This window comes from Fodinibius sp. GM108 (genome assembly GCF_058386985.1).
The window spans coordinates 1-18,450 of record NZ_JBYEIR010000016.1 but is presented as its reverse complement, the minus strand read 5'-3'; the positions used below and the strand labels follow the sequence as shown (position 1 = coordinate 18,450).

The following is an 18,450-nucleotide window of genomic DNA, read 5'->3' as shown; positions in this document are numbered from 1 at the left end:
TCTTACGATCCGAATCACACCTCCCGGTTTGACCGGGACAAAAAAGCCGCTTGACACTTGAAAAAGTCATAGCATTCTTTTAAGGCTGGGCTAAAGGAGCATTTAAGAACCGAGTAAGAGGGTCCCCTCACCACATTCCGTACCAGAGATACGGAACGAGATAAAAGGGCAGGCATTATTCCCGACCTGTTTCATTACTCATTTATCACTATGTTTGCTACCTTCTCGTTTGACGGTTAAAAATTTTGCGATGCATGAATAGTTTTTTTCGATATCTGATCTTCTTCTTGATACTTATAGCCGGTATTGCTGCCTTGGCTATTTACTGGACGTTCTACCGCCCCCTGCCCGATTACCAAACCGTTATTGAACAACCGCAGCTTCATCAGCCGGTTGATATCCACTGGGATAATCACGGCATACCTCACATCTATGCGAATAACGAACACGATTTATACTACAGTCTGGGATATACGCATGCACAAGACCGCCTCTGGCAGATGACATTAAATCAAATGGCCGCAGAGGGACGTTTTGCAGAGTTTTTTGGCAAAGAGTTGCTTCCATACGATAAGCTACAGCGTACCCTTGGATTTTGGCGCGTCGCCCGGCAAATTGAAGCAAATCTCTCTGATTCAATTAAAGAAAAGCTCCAGGCCTATGCCGACGGTGTAAACGCCTATGCAGAAGGACATCCAAAAAGCCTGCCCATACAGTTTTCACTGACTGACTTAGATCCTATTCCGTGGACGATCACCCATTCTATTGCTCTTTCGCGACTGATGGCCTGGGAGTTAAATCTGGCCTGGAAGTCAGAACTTACCTATGCCTATCTTTCTGAACAGCTGTCGCCACAGCAATTTATCGAGTTGTTACCCGATAATGATTTCGTCACCCATATACCTGCAGACGATGACTCCACATCCTGGGCCAGTGCACTTATGCCGTTACTCCAAAAAAACGAAGAACTCAACAAGTTAATGGGTAAACAGGGATCTCATATCGGAAGTAATGCCTGGGCGGTTAGTGCAGAAAAATCCTCATCAAACATGCCGCTTTTGGCGGGCGACCCGCATCTGGGATTGGATATGCCTGGCAAATGGTATGAAGTACACCTGAATGTTGACGGTAAGAATCTATCCGGAGCTACACTACCCGGAGCTCCTACCGTTGTGCTGGGGCAAAATGATCATATGGCATGGTCCCTGACCAACATTATGCTCGATGATACCGATTTCTTCCGGGAGGCCGTGAATCCCCAAAATAATAATGAATATGTTCTGGATTCACTGGCAGGTGAGCCGCTATATGAGGAGTTTGAAATACAGGAAGAAGTGATCAAAATAAAAAATGCTGATGACACAGTATTTACGCGCCGCCTTACGAATCACGGTCCCGTTATCTCTGATGTTTTCCCCGAGCAGGAGTTTATTGATGATCAGATTATTACCATGAAATGGACCGGTCACGAAGCAAGTAATGAGGTTGAAGCTTTATATACTATAAATTGGGCACAATCATTCGATGAATTTCAGCAGGGAGTACAAAATTTCAAAGTACCGGGCCAGCATTTTATATACGCTGATAAATCCGGCAATATAGCACAACTTGCGGCTGCTAATATTCCCATTCGAGAACCTAATCCGGTTCTGCTCAGGGATGGCTGGGACCCCACACAAAACTGGCAAGGCTATCTCCCTCACAATCAGTTACCGGCAGACATTAACCCCGAACGTGGTTGGGTGGCAAATGCGAACAATCCGCCAGTGGACGATAGCTATCCGCATTATATCTCTATTTACTGGGAGCCGGATGCCCGATACGATCGCATCAGACAATATCTGCAGCAAAGCGATGGTCAGTTCTCTCCACAGGTTTTCCAACAGATGCAAAACGATGCCACATCGCTATATGCACAAGAGCTGACTGAAATTATTTTGCCGGTATTGAAAAGTAGCGAGGACTATAATTTCCAAACTGTTATCTCATATCTTGAGAATTGGGATTACTCCTATGAAGAGTCAGAGACAGCCGCCTCGATCATGGATGTATTCATGCTCAAACTTTCTGAAAATACATTTCAGGATGAGATGGGATCTACTGCATATGAAAATTTTGTCCGCTTTTCAGCACTCCCGGCTCGGGCTCTTATGCGATTCCTCGAAGACGGCAGCACCTTTTTTGACAATGTAGAAACAACCGATTATACCGAAACGCGCAATGAAATCATCATACAAAGCATGGATGAGACCATACGTTTTCTCGAGCGTAATTACGGTGAAGAGCCGTTTGAATGGCGATGGGAACAGCTGCATACTATCACGCTTAAACCGTCGCTGCTGGGAGAAGCCGCCGAAGACCCCGACGCACCACAATCGCTGAAGCTGATCGTCAATAACTTGCTTAGTAGCGGCCCTCATGCTGTTCCTGGGCATAATATGACCATAAACAACGGTGAATATGACTGGAATGATCCATTCGAGATGGTGCTTGGACCTTCGATCCGACGTATTGTTGATTTTTCAGATCTAAGCAGAACCTGGTCCATAATCCCGACCGGTCAGTCGGGCAATCCTCTTTCTCAGTATTACGGCGATCAGACCGAAAGCTGGCTCGAAGGACAGTATAAGTTTTTGTATCAGGACAGCACGTTCTTTAACGAAAATCAATATAGAACTATGAAACTTGTACCTGAAAAGTGATCACATTTTGTGGTAATATTCCTCTTCTATTGATTCAGCATCTGTATTCAAGTATGTTACTTCCAATTTTTTATTAAGCCTAAATTTTCTTCACACTCTCATGAAGCTTTTTACTCCATTTATCGCTAACAAATTCCAGCATCCTATTATTTTAGCGGCTGTAATACTGGTCCTAACGCTTTCATGTTCTACCAGTCAGCAGACGACCAAAAGCGATCAACCGGACGAACCGATTGGAGCCATTGATGAGCCGGAAAGCATCATCAATAAAATAGATTCCATTGCTGTTGATACTACTGATATTCCGCCTGCCGAAAAAGATACCAAAGACGTTAAACAGAAAGCTGATTCTGTTAATATCGATTCCGTGTTGTCGAATATGACGCTTAGTGAAAAAATAGGTCAGCTGTTTTTTGTTCCGGCTTATGGTCATTTTCAAAGTAATAGTGACGAGAATTACCAGGAGCTACTCCATCAAATCAGGAAATTTCATGTAGGCGGTCTTATTTTCTTTCAAGGGAATGTCTATGGTCAGGCGGTGCTTACGAATAAGCTGCAGCGGGCCAGCAAAATACCTCTTTGGGTAACGCAAGATATGGAATATGGAGCTGCTATGCGTGTTGACCGAACGACGCGATTTGTGCCGGCAATGGGCGTTGCAGCCACACAAAATCCGGAATATGCCCGCTGGATGGGTAAAATTACGGCACAAGAAGCCAAAGCTTTGGGTGTGCATCAGATCTTCGCCCCCGTGCTTGATGTCAATAACAACCCCGAAAATCCTGTTATCAACGTGCGCTCCTTTTCGGGAGATCCGCAGACAGTATCAACATTTGCAAATCAATTTATTAAGGGAGTTCAGGAAGTGAATGTTATTTCCACAGCAAAACATTTCCCCGGTCACGGCGATACTGATACCGATTCGCATCTTGCACTGCCAGTTATCAAATATGATTTTGCCCGTCTAGATTCTGTAGAGTTGGTTCCTTTTCGTGCAGCTATCAGCGATAGCATTTCCAGTATAATGAGTGCACATATTTCTTTTCCCGAAATTAGTTCACAGCTCGGTATACCTGCGACCATGGATCCGACTGTTCTTCATCGAATCTTGAAAGACAGCCTGCGGTTTGAGGGTACAGTCGTCAGCGACGGACTCGAGATGCAGGGTATTTCTTCTAATTTCTCACCAGGAGAAGCAGTTATAAATGCTCTTAAAGCCGGAGTCGATCTCATGCTGCTGAGTCCCGATGAGTTGACAGCTATCCATGAAATTGAGCACGCGGTAAAGTCGGGTGAAATAGAAGAGTGGCAAATCGATCAATCTGTACGCAAACTGTTGAGATGGAAGAAACAAAAGGGGCTTTTTGAAGATAACCAGGTTGATATTGGTTCGCTGAGCTCCAAAATAAGCAGGCGTGAAAACCAGCTTGTTGCCGATGAAATTAGTCGCAAATCACTGGCACTTGTTAAAAATGAAGGTGATATCCTTCCTATACGAGTATCAGATTTCCCTAATGTGATGGTGGTTTCCGTTTCTGACGGCAGTTCCGGAAATGCAGGCTCCTCGTTTGTCTCGCGAATCAAAGACCGTCATCCCGATGTCAACTCGCATGTGCTCGATAAGCGAACCAGTAAAGAAGAGAAGGAGGAGATGCGGGAAGATGCTGAAGAAGCTGATCTCATCATTATCGGATCGTTTATTTACGTACGATCGGGACAGGAAGTACAACTGAGCGAAGAACATCTCGATTTTCTGAAGGAGCTGACGAATGATATACCTTCAGTACTGGTGGCCTTTGGAAATCCGTATGTAGTACAAGATTTATCCGACACCGATGCCCAGCTTATGGCGTGGGCAGCCAACGATAGCCAGGTTAAAAATACTGTTCCTGCCCTTTTTGGAGGATCAGCAATAAGTGGCAAGCTGCCTATCGAAATTCCGGAGATGTATCCGATGAATCACGGTATTACTCTTCCGCAAACTACGCTTCGTGAAGCCGAACCGGAGGTTGTAGGGCTTTCCCCGGATTCGCTGCGTAAAATTGATTCTATAATGAACCAAGCCGTGTTTGATTCTACTTTCCCGGGTGGTGTTGTAGCGGTAGTCAAAGATGGGGTAATTGCCTATCAAAAAGGGTTCGGCTATCAAACGTATGATAAACTTAATCCCGTTAGAAAGGATGCAATCTACGATATGGCTTCGCTCACAAAAGTAACGGCAACTACACCTGCTATTATGAAACTTGTGGATGAAGGAGAAATCAACCTTGATGACAGTGTGGGCGAATATATACCCGAATTTGCCGAGGGGCGAAAAGCTGACATTAGTATTCGTAATCTGCTGCTTCATAATTCGGGTTTGCCCGCATTTCGGGTTTATATAGATTCGTTACAGACGGAACCAGAAATAATTGAAGCAATTAAGAATGAACCATTAACTTCTGTCACTGGTACGAAATATGAATACAGTGATCTTGGCTTTATCCTGCTTGGCGAAATTGTCGAAACAGTCACTGATAAATCGCTGGAGGAATACGTGCGTGATGAATTTTACTATCCACTCGGGATGAATACGACCTTTTTTAATCCCAAGGATAAAAACAGATGGATTAAGAATCGTATTCCTCCCACTGAAATTGATACCACTTATCGCATGAAAACTATCCATGCTGAAGCTCATGACGAACGGGCTTACTATTTAAATGGAGTTGCGGGACATGCAGGGCTGTTTTCGAGTGCACGCGATCTTGCCACATATTGCCAGATGTTGCTTAATAAAGGATCGTATGGGAACCGCCAGTATCTAAGTCCTGAAACTGTCGAGGAATTTATCAAGCGACAATCGGATCTGGTTAATCGCGGATATGGATTCGACCGAAAAGGTGAGGAGTTCAGCACCGCCGGATCGCTCACCAGTGACAAATCGTTTGGGCATACCGGTTTTACGGGTACCAGTTGGTGGATTGATCCGGAACGAAATATGGCTATTATCATTTTAACCAATCGAACATATCCGCACCGATCATACGGTAAAAATATCAGTAACATACGTGCAACCATTGCGGATACGGTTGTGTCATCAATCATTGAATAATGGAATTCAATCAGCTATATGAGCAAAATTATGTTCCCTATTCCGGGGAATCTTCGGTAGCACTCGTCCAAAGCAGATCGGGAGCATGGTTTGCCGGTGTACGAATTGAAAACATAGCTTATCCCCTGAGTATCGATGCTATACAAAATGCCCTGCTCTGCTGTCTCAGTGAAGGTCACCAGCCAAAAGAGCTTTACACTGATAATCCCGACAACACGTTGTTATCCTTTTGGCAAAAAGAGCTTACCTTCTCCATTCATCCAATTAGTAAAAATGGATTGCCAGACCATAATCTCGCTGATCTCCGGATTTCAGATGATATCGATATCGAGAAAAAGCTGGTTGAACTCTTGGATCTTGCTGTAGTAGAACAATCCAACTTCCCTGTTTCGGCACTCATAGCAACAGAGCAAGGCTTCTTCAGTGGCGTAAATGTGGAATGTACGGCATGGAACCTGGGGCTGTGTGCCGAACGTATCGCCATTGCAAAAGCGTTAACATATGGTAGCCAAAATTTAAAGACGATGCATATTCATACCCGCGATGGTGAATTCAGCAGTCCGTGTGGGGCTTGTCGGCAGGTTATCATTGAGCACTTGCCCGACCGGCAAATTCACCTGCATCATGCCGATTTCTCGGAATCAGTTCACTTCAGCAATGACCTGCTGCCACACAGCTTTCGTTCATCTTCACTTTCAAACCAATAATTTTTAGAGTTACGGATTTACTATGCGCTATATAGCAGCACTCGACTATGAGCATCTCGACAACGGAGTTTTCCTTTCAACGCTGGCACAATCCCTTTCACAGCAACAGCAAAATAAGGATGTGCGACCGATTATCGTACATTCCGACAGTGAATATACCGAACGTATCATTCAGACAGGTGTTATGCGCGATGAAGCGACTATCCGCAGTGTCAAAGATCTGAATAACCGGCTGGTAGCATTACTGGCCGACCAGGGTGTGTCAACAATCGGCATCAATCCATATCAGCGTGATTTTATTACCTATAAAAATGATTCGCTGCACCTCGATTTTGATTATTTCAATACGCTGCCTCCCGAACCGGTGCTGCTGCTTTCAACACTCGTCCAGGATTTGGATAACAATCGGCAGGTAGCAATCGACTTGCCCAGGATGACATCTTTTCTATACAATCAGCTGGAAGCCGAAGAGTTATTCATCTTTATAAAATCAGATGAATCAGAAGTATTTACAGAAAACGAGTTTCCGAACAGTTTACAATGGGATACCATGGACAGTAGTTTTAAAGAACAGCGAATTCCGGATGATTTCCGAGACTTTTCTCGTCCCGTGAAACTCACTACTGCCCGTGATTTTAATCAGATACCGAATCTCGGCCATGCAATTTCTATTCATTCAGCAACTTCATAACGCATTATCGACTACTTTTAGACATATTCTGCCAATAAAACCCATTTATTGTATTAAAAACGGCTTTTTTACTTGACACAACAGTTCCATATACCTAGATTCGACCATTCGATGCAATCACTAATAGTGCATCGTAAGAATTTTTAACTATTAACATTAATTAAACGGAGTCACATAATGAGCCGATTTGATGAAATGAACGAACTGCTAGATCAGCTAGAACCAGACATTAATAAGTTCTACAACAAGGGTAATAAAGCTGCTGGTACTCGTGCCCGAAAAACTCTTCAGGAAATGAAGAAAAAGGCACAAGATATTCGAATGGAAATTCAAGAGTGGAAAAACACTGGAAAAGTGGATGAGATCAAAAACTCATAATTTCCACTGCTATTTATTTTTATAAAAAGAAAAAGCCGCTTTTTCTAAAGCGGCTTTTTTTATTTTGGGTATTCATCTTTTTCGTCTGCCGGCAACTCTGTTGTAATCTCAGTAAAATAAAAACTGGCAGGTTTTAATCCTGACAGGGATTTGAAATTATCCTACTTAAGAAAAGTATAATCGATCTTGTTACTTTTTTATCTACTGCTTCGTAACGCTACAAAGCAAAGCCTTCCCAAGCTGGAGCTTGGGAAGGAGAGAAAATAGCCACCCTGTTGAAAGAAATTATAAAGTAGAGCTAATCTTGTTCTTCTTCCTCATCTTTCTGAAACGATTCTACCGCCTCTTCTACAGTACGATAATGATTAAAAACGGTTATCAGTTTCGTTACCATAAGCAAACTTTCTATGCGCTGATCAGCGCCTGCAATACGCAGATCTCCGCCTGCATTACGCATTGTTGTAAGACCGCCAATCAGAATACCAAGCCCGGATGAGTTCATAAATTTTACATCCGATAAATCGGCTACCACTTCTTTTTTTCCTTCATCGATCAAATCATGTAGATCGTCATTGAATTCGCTGGCATCGGGCCCTCCCATCAGGTTCCCGCTAAATTCTATGATAATGCAATTGTAACGCTCATTAATTGTATAATTCATAATTCATATCTGTTTTAAAATTGTCTCTCCGGTTAAAATTTCAGCTACTAATATAAAATATTTGCACATTTATACGAATTTGATCGAATAAAATTAATAACCTAGAGCCGGGTTTTAAATAAAAATATTTATTATTCATACCAGATGGGTAATCATGGATCAATCTACTAGAGTGCAAAATGAATCTGGGTGGCAGCTGCCCGAGAGCGACCGCTTAAATTTACTTATGGATCTCACCGGCCAATTAATTCTAACCTGGATATCGATAATCTGCTTAAAGATATCATTGAGGTTGTAAAAAAGGTTATGAATAGTGAAGCCAGTACTTTAATGCTCTAGAAAAACATTACGTTAATTATTATTAAGCGGGATCGATAGAATATCCTGAACCTATTGTGTCATCTGCTCAAAATAGATGAGACCTCCGCCCCGGCCACCGGATAATAATTCTGCGTTGCCATCTCCATCAAAATCGACAAAATGTGGAGCTGCCAGGCGTGGACCGGCGATCGAAACCGGAAGTGATTCTTCAGTGAAAACCGCTTTCTCGGCCGAGCCCGTGTTGCGATAAAATTTAATCCCATTCGACTTGGTGCCGATGAAAAGATCTAAGTCACCATCTCCGTCTATATCGTGCAGCGTTGGAACACTTCGATGATCGACTTCGACATCAGGGAAAGCCTCTATATCGAGCGCAAAATCCGGCGATTGGGAATTGCCTTCGTTACGATAGAAATGAATATCGCCGCCCGATTCGCCGACAAACAAATCCAGATCGCCGTCGCCGTCAATATCTGCAAGGGCGGGCGCGCTATTACTTCCTCTCTCCAGATCAAGAAATGACTTATCTACCGCCTTAAATCCATCGCCAGTATTTTCGAAGTAAGCTATACGACCTTTCCACGTCCCGAGCAACAGGTCATCCAATCCATCACCGGTGAGATCGCCCAGTGCCGGTGCATAGTGATAAGCATTCGGCAAATCCAGTCTGCTCGCCATATGTAATGAAGGTTCTTCAGCCGTACCGCGATTTTCAAATTGATACACCAGCGATGTATTTCGGTCGCCCGGATCAATTTTGTTGGCCAAAAGCAGATCTTTATCTCCATCTCCGTCCAGATCGCCGATTGCCGGTATGCTTTCATTACCGATATCAATACCATCAAGAAACTCCCTGGTCTTCAGGTTAAATCTACCACTGTCATTTTGTTCATAGAAGTAAAGGTTCTCTGCCAGTGTCTGATCGGCGTTATATGCTCCGCCAAGCACGCCAATCAGCAGATCCAGATTCCCGTCTCCACCCCAGTCGGCAAAAGCCGGTGCATTATAACCACTGGTTTTAACGGGATTATTTCGAGGAAAAGGTTTAGGCTCGCCCTGCAGTTCGGGATTTCCGCACGATCCCTGATTTTCAATAAGCAATAAGCTTGGTTCGAAGAAATCCCCCCAAAACAGATCCTGATCACCGTCACTGTCGATATCAACAAATGTGAGCGTATTGGCTCCGTGCATAGTACCGATCTGTTTCACAATCTCAATGCCTTCAAATTGCTCGCTGACAAGCTCAAACTGGGGAACACCCCTACTGTCACGGCCAATGGACTCGTACCGGGTTATGGTGCCGTCTAACCGCCCGATAAAAAGATCCAGATATCCGTCACAGTCGATATCTGTTATATTAGGAATGTTCTGCCGGTCGGAAAATATGGGATTGCCACTGGCATCCTTGAGGGTATCAGTCATCAGTTGAAAATCAGCTTCTTTCTCATCACCATCATTCCGATAATAACGGATATAGCTGTACGGTTGCTCGGCAAGCAGATCCATATCTCCATCCTGATCCATGTCCGCAAAACGATACCATTCGCCAATATCCAGATCGTGAAAATGGTCGGTCTGCCAATTTAACTTCGACCCGGAATCCGCCGAACTGTTTTCGAAAAACATAAGCTCATTTGAGTTCTCCTGCACAAAAAGATCCGAGTCACCATCGCCGTCTATATCCACAAACTGGGGACGAGGGGCATTGAATCCGCCCAAAAAAGGCTGCTCAATTCTTGATCCAGTGCTATCATAAACGGGAAACGGAGCAATCACTTTTTCATATTCACCTATTGATGGCTCATCACCTTGAGTAATGCTGCGTGTGCCACCGCAGCCGGCAATCATTAATCCAAGAATAATAAGTAACGGAAAAAATAGACGGTAAGACATTGAATTAGTAACGACTAAAAATTTTGGTAATCACCAGCGGGCATTTGTACCAATTCCCGATGGATAAGCATCAACTTCGATCACCTTCTCGATTTCGCGTGTCTCGGTATTGATAACCGTAACGGTGCCCGGCGGATTATTAGTTTTTGATGAACCCCTCGCACTGTAGGTCCCCTGCCGATTGTTATTTGAGATATACAGGTACTTTCCATCGGCTGATAACGCACTGCCATGCGGTTGAGCTAGACCTTCACCCTCAATAATATCGTCAACGGTTCCCTTCTCTATATCGACTACTGTAACCGTATGAGCTTCTTTATTTCCGAAATAGACAAATCTTCCGTCGGGCGAAAAAACCGGATGCCACGGCTGGGCATTAACATCCACAGTATCAGTTACAGAAGGAGAAGCGGGATCAGTTATATCCATAACCAGCAACTTACTGGATATCTGTCCTGTGACTACCATTGTTTTGCCATCAGGAGAAATAGCGAAATCTACGAACACATGCGTATCGCCTCCAAAAGTCATCAGATCTGTTTCTTCTGTTTCGGTTTCGAGCATGAGGATCTGATTTTCTGCCAGACTAGCAATATAACTCCACTTGCCATTGGGCGTTGTTGTGATTGCATGCGGACGAGCAAAGAAGGTGTCGATCTCTTTTTGCAGTGTCATATCAGATCGTTGAATCATACCAATACTTTGCGGGGGATTCACTGCGCTCATTGAGCGGCCCACAAGCAGCAAGTCGCGCGTAGGATGCAACGAAAGAAGTCCCGGGACCTCCACCTCAGCCTGGTCGACTAGTTCGTTCTGGCGATTAAATTTGAGTACCCGATTTTCTCCGATTAAAGTGACGTACCAATGCGAGCCGTCCGGTTCAGCCACAGTATGATGGGGTTTGGCGTTGGGCGAGAATCCCAGCTCCTGCAGATCAATATGATCCACAATCTCATTCGTCTCCACATCGATAACAGAGAGGGTTGCCTCACCCTGGTTACAAACGTAGATATACTGCCCTTGCCCGGATAAATCATCTTTATCCTGGGCCAAAAGTAGCCCGGCAGACGATATCAGCATGAGTAAAACAACTAGCAATTTGCGTAGTAATGGAATCATCGGTTGTTGCATAAATCCCAATGCTCTGACTTATCTATCCGGAAACATTCCTGTTGAAGCTATAAAATTAGTTTGGACTCGCGGCATCCGTGGGGACGTCCTGCTTCTCCAGAACAAACAATCCTTCCTGCGAACTGGTCATGATCACAATACCACTTTCGAAAAATGGATAGTTACTCCACGTTCCGGAAAAGCCCGCTTCATCTTCACCAAACGGTTCGGTATCAAAGTATCCAACTTTTACAGGATTTTTGGGATCACTGATATCCAGCACCTGTAATCCACTTACATAGTTCGACTCATAAACCGTATCACCTTTGATATATAAGTTATGATCTGATGCAGGATTGTCGAAGAAAAACTCCCGTACAAACTGCGGATCATCCAGATCAGAAACATCCCAAATAAGTGTACGGGTACTATCAACTTTTCCAGTCAGCTCATCCAGTTCATCATTCTGAAAGAAATAACGCTGATCTTCTGTGAGCCATCCCTGATGTACGTAAGCGTAATCAGGATAAGAGACCGTAGAAATAGCTCGGGGATTTTCCTTATCCGTAACATCGGCAATACTGATAGCCGTTTCATTTGCGCCAAGGCATATTTCATGCCCCTGATACTCTTCATCAGGTCCTTCATACTTTACGCACTGTGCATCATGGGTATATCCGGTTCCGCTGCGTCCCGTTGATGGATCTGCGAAACACCCGGCAAAAGTGGGATTTGTCGGGTCCTGAATATTTATCATGTGCAAACCGCCGCCACAAGTTTGTCCACCGCCGCTGCTTCCAACGGCATAAGCAAAGCCTGTATCTTTATTAATGACAATATTATGCACACTGTTAACTTTGTCGTAATGTGCCACTTCTTCGAGAGTAAGCGGTGTTCCTTCAAAATCACGAAGATCTGTAAGATCAACTATCTGAATGCCGTGATCGTTGGCATTATCGGCAACCACAAATGCATGATTGTCATAAACCTTTATATCGCGCCATACACTTGCTTGCACGCTATCAGGCTTGGGTAAATCAGCTACATAAACAGGATTCGACGGATTACTCACATCAACAAACGATGTACCGTCCATCCGTCCCACCAGCGCATATTCTTTGCCTGTCTTCGGATCAGTCCATCCCCAGATATCATTAAGGCGAACGCCACGATCACCGCCAATTTCACTGATGGGAAGGAATGACAACAGATCTATATTACTACAACCGAAGTACGAAGCGTCGCCATTGGCGCATTCAACCTTGCCCGTAATAGACTCAAGAGAACTGCCTTCACTAAGTACAGTTGATTGAACAGACCATCCTGTATTATTATCCCTTTCAAGGATTGCAGCCGTTCCGGCTCCATAATCAGCGCCGACAAGCCCGGCCACGGCAATACCGTTATCTACGGCAATAGTGCCGGCAAACCGGTCGCCCTCATCACGATCGGGCCCCGCAATCTTTGTGACGCCAGCCCAACCACTTCCACTTTGATCTTGCTCAAATTGGTAGATAGTGCCTTTCTGATTATCAGCGCCCGGAGCACCAATCCAGACATGATTCTCTACAAAAGCCAGAGAAGAACCAAAGCCGTAACGGGGCTCTCCGTCATAGGCAAGAAGACGGCCGCTTGCATTCCACGTTGTATCATCAGTATTTCTTTCATAAACAAACACTGCACCGGAACCAGCCGCGTGACTGGGTGTGCCGACTAGTATCTGACCGTTGTCTATTGCCAGCGTTGTCCCAAATTCTGCATCATCATCAACCTGATTGGTCGTAAGCGTTGTTTCTTTTGCCCACTCACCTTCTTCACTTTTAAAAACATGAACAGCTCCGCCATTATCTGTGGGAGCTCCTGCAAGCAATCGGGAATTATCTGTGGCAAGAGCTGAACCAAAACTATAACCCTGCGATGTATCGGGATTGGCCAAACGTGCCTGCTGTGACCAGCTATCAGAGCTATTCCGCTCAAACACATACACAGCTCCGGACTCATCCGACTCATCAGGCGCGCCGATAAAAGCGAGATTTCCTCGTAATGCCACACTAGAACCGAATCCGCCTTTCAAACTTGTATCCGACAGAGCTATGCGCGCCATTTCATTCCAAGAGCCATTATCTGCTCGTTCAAAAATATAGGCCGCACCACGCCCATCTTCATTCTCTGGTGCCCCAACTAACAACCGGTTTTCATCAGAAGCCAGTGAAGTACCAAACCCATCCCGAATTTCACCATCAGAGGCTGAAAGTTGATGCTCTTGAACCCATTCGCCACCAGATCGATTAAAAATGTATACCATACCAGACTGATGGGGATTTGCCGGTTCCCCGATAATTATCGATTCACCAGAAATCGTCACAGCACGGGCAAAGCCCATTGCCGCCTCCGTACTACCTGAATGGGTAGTTTGAGCTTGTGCCAAGAAAAAAGCAGAGGAAAGAAAGAAAACCGAAAATAGGATTAGTAGTCGCTTCATAGGAATAGAGATTTTAAAGCTAGTATGGCATTTGTTGTAGATACATAAAAATACTTATTGATAAACTAAAAACTATGTTAAAAATGAGAATAAATATTCCGGAAATAAAACTGAAGTTTCGGGATGAGATGGATATTCATCATAAAGTAAAAATAGCTGAGGGATCCCGCTCACATTAACACCTCTCTTTTTTATCATCACCCAAGAGCCCGGGCAAGCGAAAAGAATTAAGTGTATTTTCTAGTTCAAGAAATCTTCCCTCCGCTCATATTTTAATCACCTATTGCTTCCAGTGGAAGTGAACAGGTTACAAGGGTATTATATCCCCTATCTTCTTTAGCCTTTCTGATCCGGAATCGTCCTCCCATTTCTTCTGAGCGATGTTTCATGATCGTTAAACCCATACCACCCGCCTTCTTATCCACAGATTCAAATCCCTTTCCATCATCCTTAATATGCAGATACAATTGTTTCTCATGTTCAATAAGCGCAATTTTAATATTTTTTGCCTCTCCGTGAATAACGGCATTTTTAATAGCTTCTTGAGTGATATGATAGAGATTTGTAGCTACTTCTCTACGCTTAATTTTTTTAAGTATTCTTTGTTCAGTTTCTAGTATACAATTAATCCCATGCTGTTTTTCTGCCTGTAATTTCAAATGATGAAAGGCCTCTCCCACACCTTCTTTTTCAACATCCATGGGTATAATATCGTGGGATAGATCCCTGACTTCATCTATACTCTCAGTGAGAATTTCCAGAACCTCCTCACATGCTTCTGATAAGTTATTTTTAGAGAGCTTATCTTTAAGTAAACTGATAGAAATCTTTGCAGAAGTTAACTGCTGAGCCAAATTATCATGCAGATATTTTCCAATTCTCCAGCGTTCGACTACACTCCCCTGCGACATCTCCTTTTTATAACGCTGAACTTCCTCTTCTTTCTTTTTGAGCTTTTTGTTTAGTTTTTCATTCTCTTCTTTAAGCTCAGCGAGTTCTTTCCTTTGGCCTCTATTTCCTTGGGAGGCAAACATAATCAGTATTTTTACTTTACCCGTAATAGTTTGTAATGCAAATAAAGACTTAAAGTTCCGTAAATAGAGTAGGAGAGATTCTCTTTCATTCAGTAATAATGAAACTATTCCCTTATGGCAGATGCTTCTGCACGAATTGTCATAATTAAGGATTCAAAAGCCTCTGTCTTTGGCAGATAAGCTGAAGCTCCCGCATTTCTTATATCTTGTATTACTTCCTGACTGTCGTGAAGTGATACCCCAATAATTCTTACATCCGGTCTGTCAGCTTTTATTCGTTTTGTTGCCTCAATACCATCCATCTTCGGCATACTCACATCCATCAGGATAACATCAGGCAAAGTCTCATAACACAAATTTAAAGTCTCCTCTCCGTTATCTGCCTCACCAACAACTATCATATCGGCTTCTTCCTCTATAATTTTGCGCAACCCATTGCGAAACATCCTGTGATCATCTACAAGTAGCACTTTAATTTTTTCATCCTGTTTCGGCTCTCTTTTACCTACCCCTCCACTTTCTATAGCTTGTTTTTTTGTTACTCTACTGTCAACCCCTTCCGACAGCGGCACATGCAGTGTTACTTCTGTACCCTGTCCTTTCTCAGACTTTATATCAACATGACCGCCCAAAAGATCTATCCGCTCGTAAATGTTAAATAATCCGAACCTGCCTTCTCTTGCAGTTGCCAATGCATTCTCATCTGTATCAAATCCCTCCCCGTCATCTTTTACGGTTATGGCTAACTGATCATCACTTCGCCTTAGAAGTACAGTAGCCTTTTCTTCGGAAGTATGCTTAATAACGTTAAATAGCAGTTCTCTTACGCTTTGAATAACGATGGCTCTTACTTCATCATCGAGCGGTTTCGGTTTTTCATCATCTTCAATTGTAACGGTAAGACCATGTTCTGCAACTTTTTCCGTCAGCCAGTTTAAACTTGCTCTGATATCATTGCTGACGGAAGGCGGCGGTTTCAAATCAGAAGTAAGCTCTCTCGTGTAACGGATGGCATCATCCATAAGCTTCTTCAGGTCATCTATAGCCGAAGCAACATCTTTGGCAGATTCTCCCTGTTCCACCTCATTTACCTTCATTTTGCTGAGGGCAAGCATCTGTCCCAGATTATCATGAAGTTCTGTCGCCAACTGTTGCCGCTGCTTTTCTTCAGTTCGGCTTAACTGGTATGCCAGCGAACGTAACTGATCCTGGTATGTTAACAGAGACTGAGTTCGCTCTTCCACTCGCTCTTCGAGCTTTTCATTCATACGCTGGAGTTTGTCCTGAGCTCGTTTACGCTCAGTTATATCAGTAAAGAGCACAGCAACTTTTCGCTCTTCCGGATCTCCTATCCGGAAAGCCGAGAGGTCAAGCCAACGATCTACTTCATCGACATAAATTTCGCCATGGAAGGGCTCTCCTGTCAAAGCTACTCTTCCGTCTCTTTTAAGTAAATTATCACTCAGATCCGGAAACACCTCTCTTCCAGTTTTCCCTTCTACGTTTTGCTTCAGCCCGGTATGCCTCTGATACGCCGGATTGGTTTCGAGAAAGCGAAAATTGACTGGTTCCTCATTCTCATCAAATTCCATCTGGATAACGGCAAAACCTTCATTCATACTCTCGAATAAGGACCGGTATTTCTCTTCGCTTTTACGTAATGCCTCCTGAGCCTGCCAACGTTCTGATATATCCAGAACCACAACCATACCAGCTATAACTTTTTCGTTATCATCTTCAACAGGAAGCGTTTGAGCTATCAGATGCCGATCCTGATTTTCTAATTCAAATTTCTTCGCTTCCCCGCTGAGAGCAGCACGAAAATAAGGTTCAAGCTTGTTGATAAGCTCATCCGAATAGAGATCATAAACCGTATGACCGATTCGATCCTCCGGATCGATCCCAGCCGACTCAACCAATTTACCACCCACCGCCGTGAATCGCAGATCCTCGTCAAAAAGAGCGACTGCTCCATTGGGGAAGTTCTCGACCAACGTTCGATACTTCTCCTCATTTCTACGCAGAGCCTCCTCAGCCTCTCTTCGCCTCGTAACGTCTCGGGTAGTCCCGGCCACCGCTTCTACTTCGTTGTTGTTGTTTAGTACAGGAACCAAAATATAATCATAGAACCGTGTTCCAAGTTTGGCATGCGGAAAAGAAACTTCTCCCTGTACAGGCTCTTTGGTAGCAACAACCTGGTCAATTTCGCGCTCATGCATCTCGGCATGCCACTCTTCATACCCCAGCTCTCGCAATCCCTTGCCAAAATATTCATCTTCGTTGACCCCCCACATCTCCAGTAGCGCATCATTACCAAATATAAAACGATAGTTCAGATCAAAAACATAGGCCAGATCGGGTGTACTGGATATTATCGCCTCTAACAGTCGCTCTTTCTGACTGGTTTTGCCCATTATATCTTCAAGCTCTATCCAGCTTTTCTTCTGTTTAGTAATATCAACGAGCATGTTAACAGTGCCCATCTGTTTTCCCTCTTCATTATATAACCATGAAGAGTATATTTTGAGCCATATATGCTCCTCGTCAGGCCTTTTCATCTTCAACAAATCTCCATTCTTTCTACTGCTGTCAACCTCCTCGTTATTTAAAAATGAAGCCACCGGATTTTCATCGGGATTTAACGGAGAGCCGTCAGGATAGCAGAACGTGGCTTTGCCATACCAGTGCTCACTATTCAACTCTGGCTCACTTCTCAGGAGTTGCGTCATAGTTGAATTACAAAACTTTAGCCGTCCCTCTAGATCGGTCACAAAAACAGCTGTTGGGAGAGATTCAAGAACAGATTTTAAGTTCTCTTTATTTAAATACTCGATCAGACTATCTGACATTGACAGTTTTCGATTTTATTGCCTGTTATAAAAGAAGAAAAGTATCATATTTAACTCCTAACTTTTCAAGAGATTCTTAGACTAATAACGTTCCCTCATTTTTTTTATTTAGCTTGCTATAAAAATGTGTTATGTATTTATTTTATAGGAGATACCGTTCTCTGATTTTTTACTAAAAGCTGTAGTTACTTCGATTTAAAAATTTAGCCCCGCCCATGACGCTCTATAAATACTAGACATATGTACCCCATCTTTTATCCAGATTCCTACCTCAGGGGTATTCTTCTCCTTCTTCATTATTCATCTTCATTGTGTATCCCATCATTGTTGAAAAGTAATACACAAGTATCCTTACACTGTACCGGATACCAATCAATATTAATAAAAATTTTCGTACCGTCCCCTTTTTGGATCAGATCTCAAAGAATACGAGATCTTACTATTAATCAGATGCCCAGTGCATGGCAGAACGCAGCGCCCGGTCCCACCCGGAGCGCAGCTCCCGGGTTTCCGCTTCGGATCGTTGCG

Annotated in this window: 12 protein-coding genes; 6 read left to right on the top strand and 6 right to left on the bottom strand. The window is 43.7% G+C overall.

Translation table 11 applies throughout. The features are described 5' to 3' along the window. Positions 1–254 precede the first annotated feature (254 nt). From ACT3ID_RS18575 to ACT3ID_RS18555, 5 genes are all read left to right on the top strand, one after another. Positions 255–2,702 (top strand): penicillin acylase family protein, encoded by a 2,448-nt coding sequence (locus tag ACT3ID_RS18575; protein WP_491543567.1) that lies wholly within the window; start codon positions 255–257, stop codon positions 2,700–2,702. A gap of 100 nt (positions 2,703–2,802) precedes the next feature. Next, a complete protein-coding gene (locus tag ACT3ID_RS18570) occupies positions 2,803–5,796 on the top strand; it encodes a serine hydrolase domain-containing protein (protein WP_491543566.1) in 2,994 nt (997 codons plus the stop codon). Beyond that, positions 5,796–6,503 (top strand): cytidine deaminase, encoded by a 708-nt coding sequence (locus ACT3ID_RS18565; protein WP_491543565.1) that lies wholly within the window; start codon positions 5,796–5,798, stop codon positions 6,501–6,503. The genes ACT3ID_RS18570 and ACT3ID_RS18565 overlap by 1 nt, the downstream gene beginning before the upstream one ends. A gap of 22 nt (positions 6,504–6,525) precedes the next feature. Further along, positions 6,526–7,194 carry a hypothetical protein gene (locus tag ACT3ID_RS18560; RefSeq protein ID WP_491543564.1) on the top strand — a complete coding sequence of 223 codons (669 nt, stop codon included), beginning with the start codon at positions 6,526–6,528 and terminating at the stop codon, positions 7,192–7,194. A 177-nt stretch (positions 7,195–7,371) separates the two neighbouring features. Next, on the top strand, positions 7,372–7,572 hold the full coding sequence (locus ACT3ID_RS18555) for a histone H1 (RefSeq protein WP_491543563.1): 201 nt from the start codon (positions 7,372–7,374) through the stop codon (positions 7,570–7,572). A 298-nt stretch (positions 7,573–7,870) separates the two neighbouring features. Here ACT3ID_RS18555 and ACT3ID_RS18550 read toward each other — a convergent pair whose 3' ends face one another. Then, positions 7,871–8,233, bottom strand: a complete 363-nt coding sequence (locus ACT3ID_RS18550) for an STAS domain-containing protein (protein ID WP_491543562.1) — start codon at positions 8,231–8,233, stop codon at positions 7,871–7,873. 189 nt (positions 8,234–8,422) lie between these two features. Between ACT3ID_RS18550 and ACT3ID_RS18545 the strand changes: the two genes are divergently transcribed. Next, positions 8,423–8,572 carry a hypothetical protein gene (locus ACT3ID_RS18545; RefSeq protein ID WP_491543561.1) on the top strand — a complete coding sequence of 50 codons (150 nt, stop codon included), beginning with the start codon at positions 8,423–8,425 and terminating at the stop codon, positions 8,570–8,572. Positions 8,573–8,623: 51 nt separating this feature from the next. On the opposite strand, the gene ACT3ID_RS18540 is transcribed toward ACT3ID_RS18545, so the two are convergent. The 5 genes from ACT3ID_RS18540 to ACT3ID_RS18520 form a co-directional block, all read right to left on the bottom strand. Beyond that, the gene (locus ACT3ID_RS18540) at positions 8,624–10,447 is read right to left on the bottom strand and encodes an FG-GAP repeat domain-containing protein (protein WP_491543560.1); all 1,824 of its coding nucleotides are present in this window, start codon (positions 10,445–10,447) and stop codon (positions 8,624–8,626) included. 30 nt (positions 10,448–10,477) lie between these two features. After that, positions 10,478–11,527, bottom strand: a complete 1,050-nt coding sequence (locus ACT3ID_RS18535) for a YncE family protein (RefSeq protein ID WP_491543559.1) — start codon at positions 11,525–11,527, stop codon at positions 10,478–10,480. A 106-nt stretch (positions 11,528–11,633) separates the two neighbouring features. Then, positions 11,634–14,039: a choice-of-anchor B family protein gene (locus tag ACT3ID_RS18530; protein WP_491543558.1), complete on the bottom strand. Its 2,406-nt coding sequence runs from the start codon at positions 14,037–14,039 to the stop codon at positions 11,634–11,636. A gap of 272 nt (positions 14,040–14,311) precedes the next feature. After that, complete coding sequence (locus ACT3ID_RS18525) at positions 14,312–15,073, bottom strand: sensor histidine kinase (protein ID WP_491543557.1); 762 nt, start codon at positions 15,071–15,073, stop codon at positions 14,312–14,314. 104 nt (positions 15,074–15,177) lie between these two features. Further along, entirely contained in the window at positions 15,178–17,922 is a 2,745-nt protein-coding gene (locus ACT3ID_RS18520; protein WP_491543556.1) for a PAS domain-containing protein, read from the bottom strand. Positions 17,923–18,450 lie beyond the last annotated feature (528 nt).

Bases quoted from the DNA above. Each gene is read 5' to 3' on its own strand.
- ACT3ID_RS18575 (WP_491543567.1), top strand. From the start codon at position 255: ATGAATAGTTTTTTTCGATATCTGATCTTCTTCTTGATACTTATAGCC.
- ACT3ID_RS18570 (WP_491543566.1), top strand. From the start codon at position 2,803: ATGAAGCTTTTTACTCCATTTATCGCTAACAAATTCCAGCATCCTATT.
- ACT3ID_RS18565 (WP_491543565.1), top strand. From the start codon at position 5,796: ATGGAATTCAATCAGCTATATGAGCAAAATTATGTTCCCTATTCCGGG.
- ACT3ID_RS18560 (WP_491543564.1), top strand. From the start codon at position 6,526: ATGCGCTATATAGCAGCACTCGACTATGAGCATCTCGACAACGGAGTT.
- ACT3ID_RS18555 (WP_491543563.1), top strand. From the start codon at position 7,372: ATGAGCCGATTTGATGAAATGAACGAACTGCTAGATCAGCTAGAACCA.
- ACT3ID_RS18550 (WP_491543562.1), bottom strand. From the start codon at position 8,233: ATGAATTATACAATTAATGAGCGTTACAATTGCATTATCATAGAATTT.
- ACT3ID_RS18540 (WP_491543560.1), bottom strand. From the start codon at position 10,447: ATGTCTTACCGTCTATTTTTTCCGTTACTTATTATTCTTGGATTAATG.
- ACT3ID_RS18535 (WP_491543559.1), bottom strand. From the start codon at position 11,527: ATGCTGATATCGTCTGCCGGGCTACTTTTGGCCCAGGATAAAGATGAT.
- ACT3ID_RS18530 (WP_491543558.1), bottom strand. From the start codon at position 14,039: ATGAAGCGACTACTAATCCTATTTTCGGTTTTCTTTCTTTCCTCTGCT.
- ACT3ID_RS18525 (WP_491543557.1), bottom strand. From the start codon at position 15,073: ATGTTTGCCTCCCAAGGAAATAGAGGCCAAAGGAAAGAACTCGCTGAG.
- ACT3ID_RS18520 (WP_491543556.1), bottom strand. From the start codon at position 17,922: ATGTCAGATAGTCTGATCGAGTATTTAAATAAAGAGAACTTAAAATCT.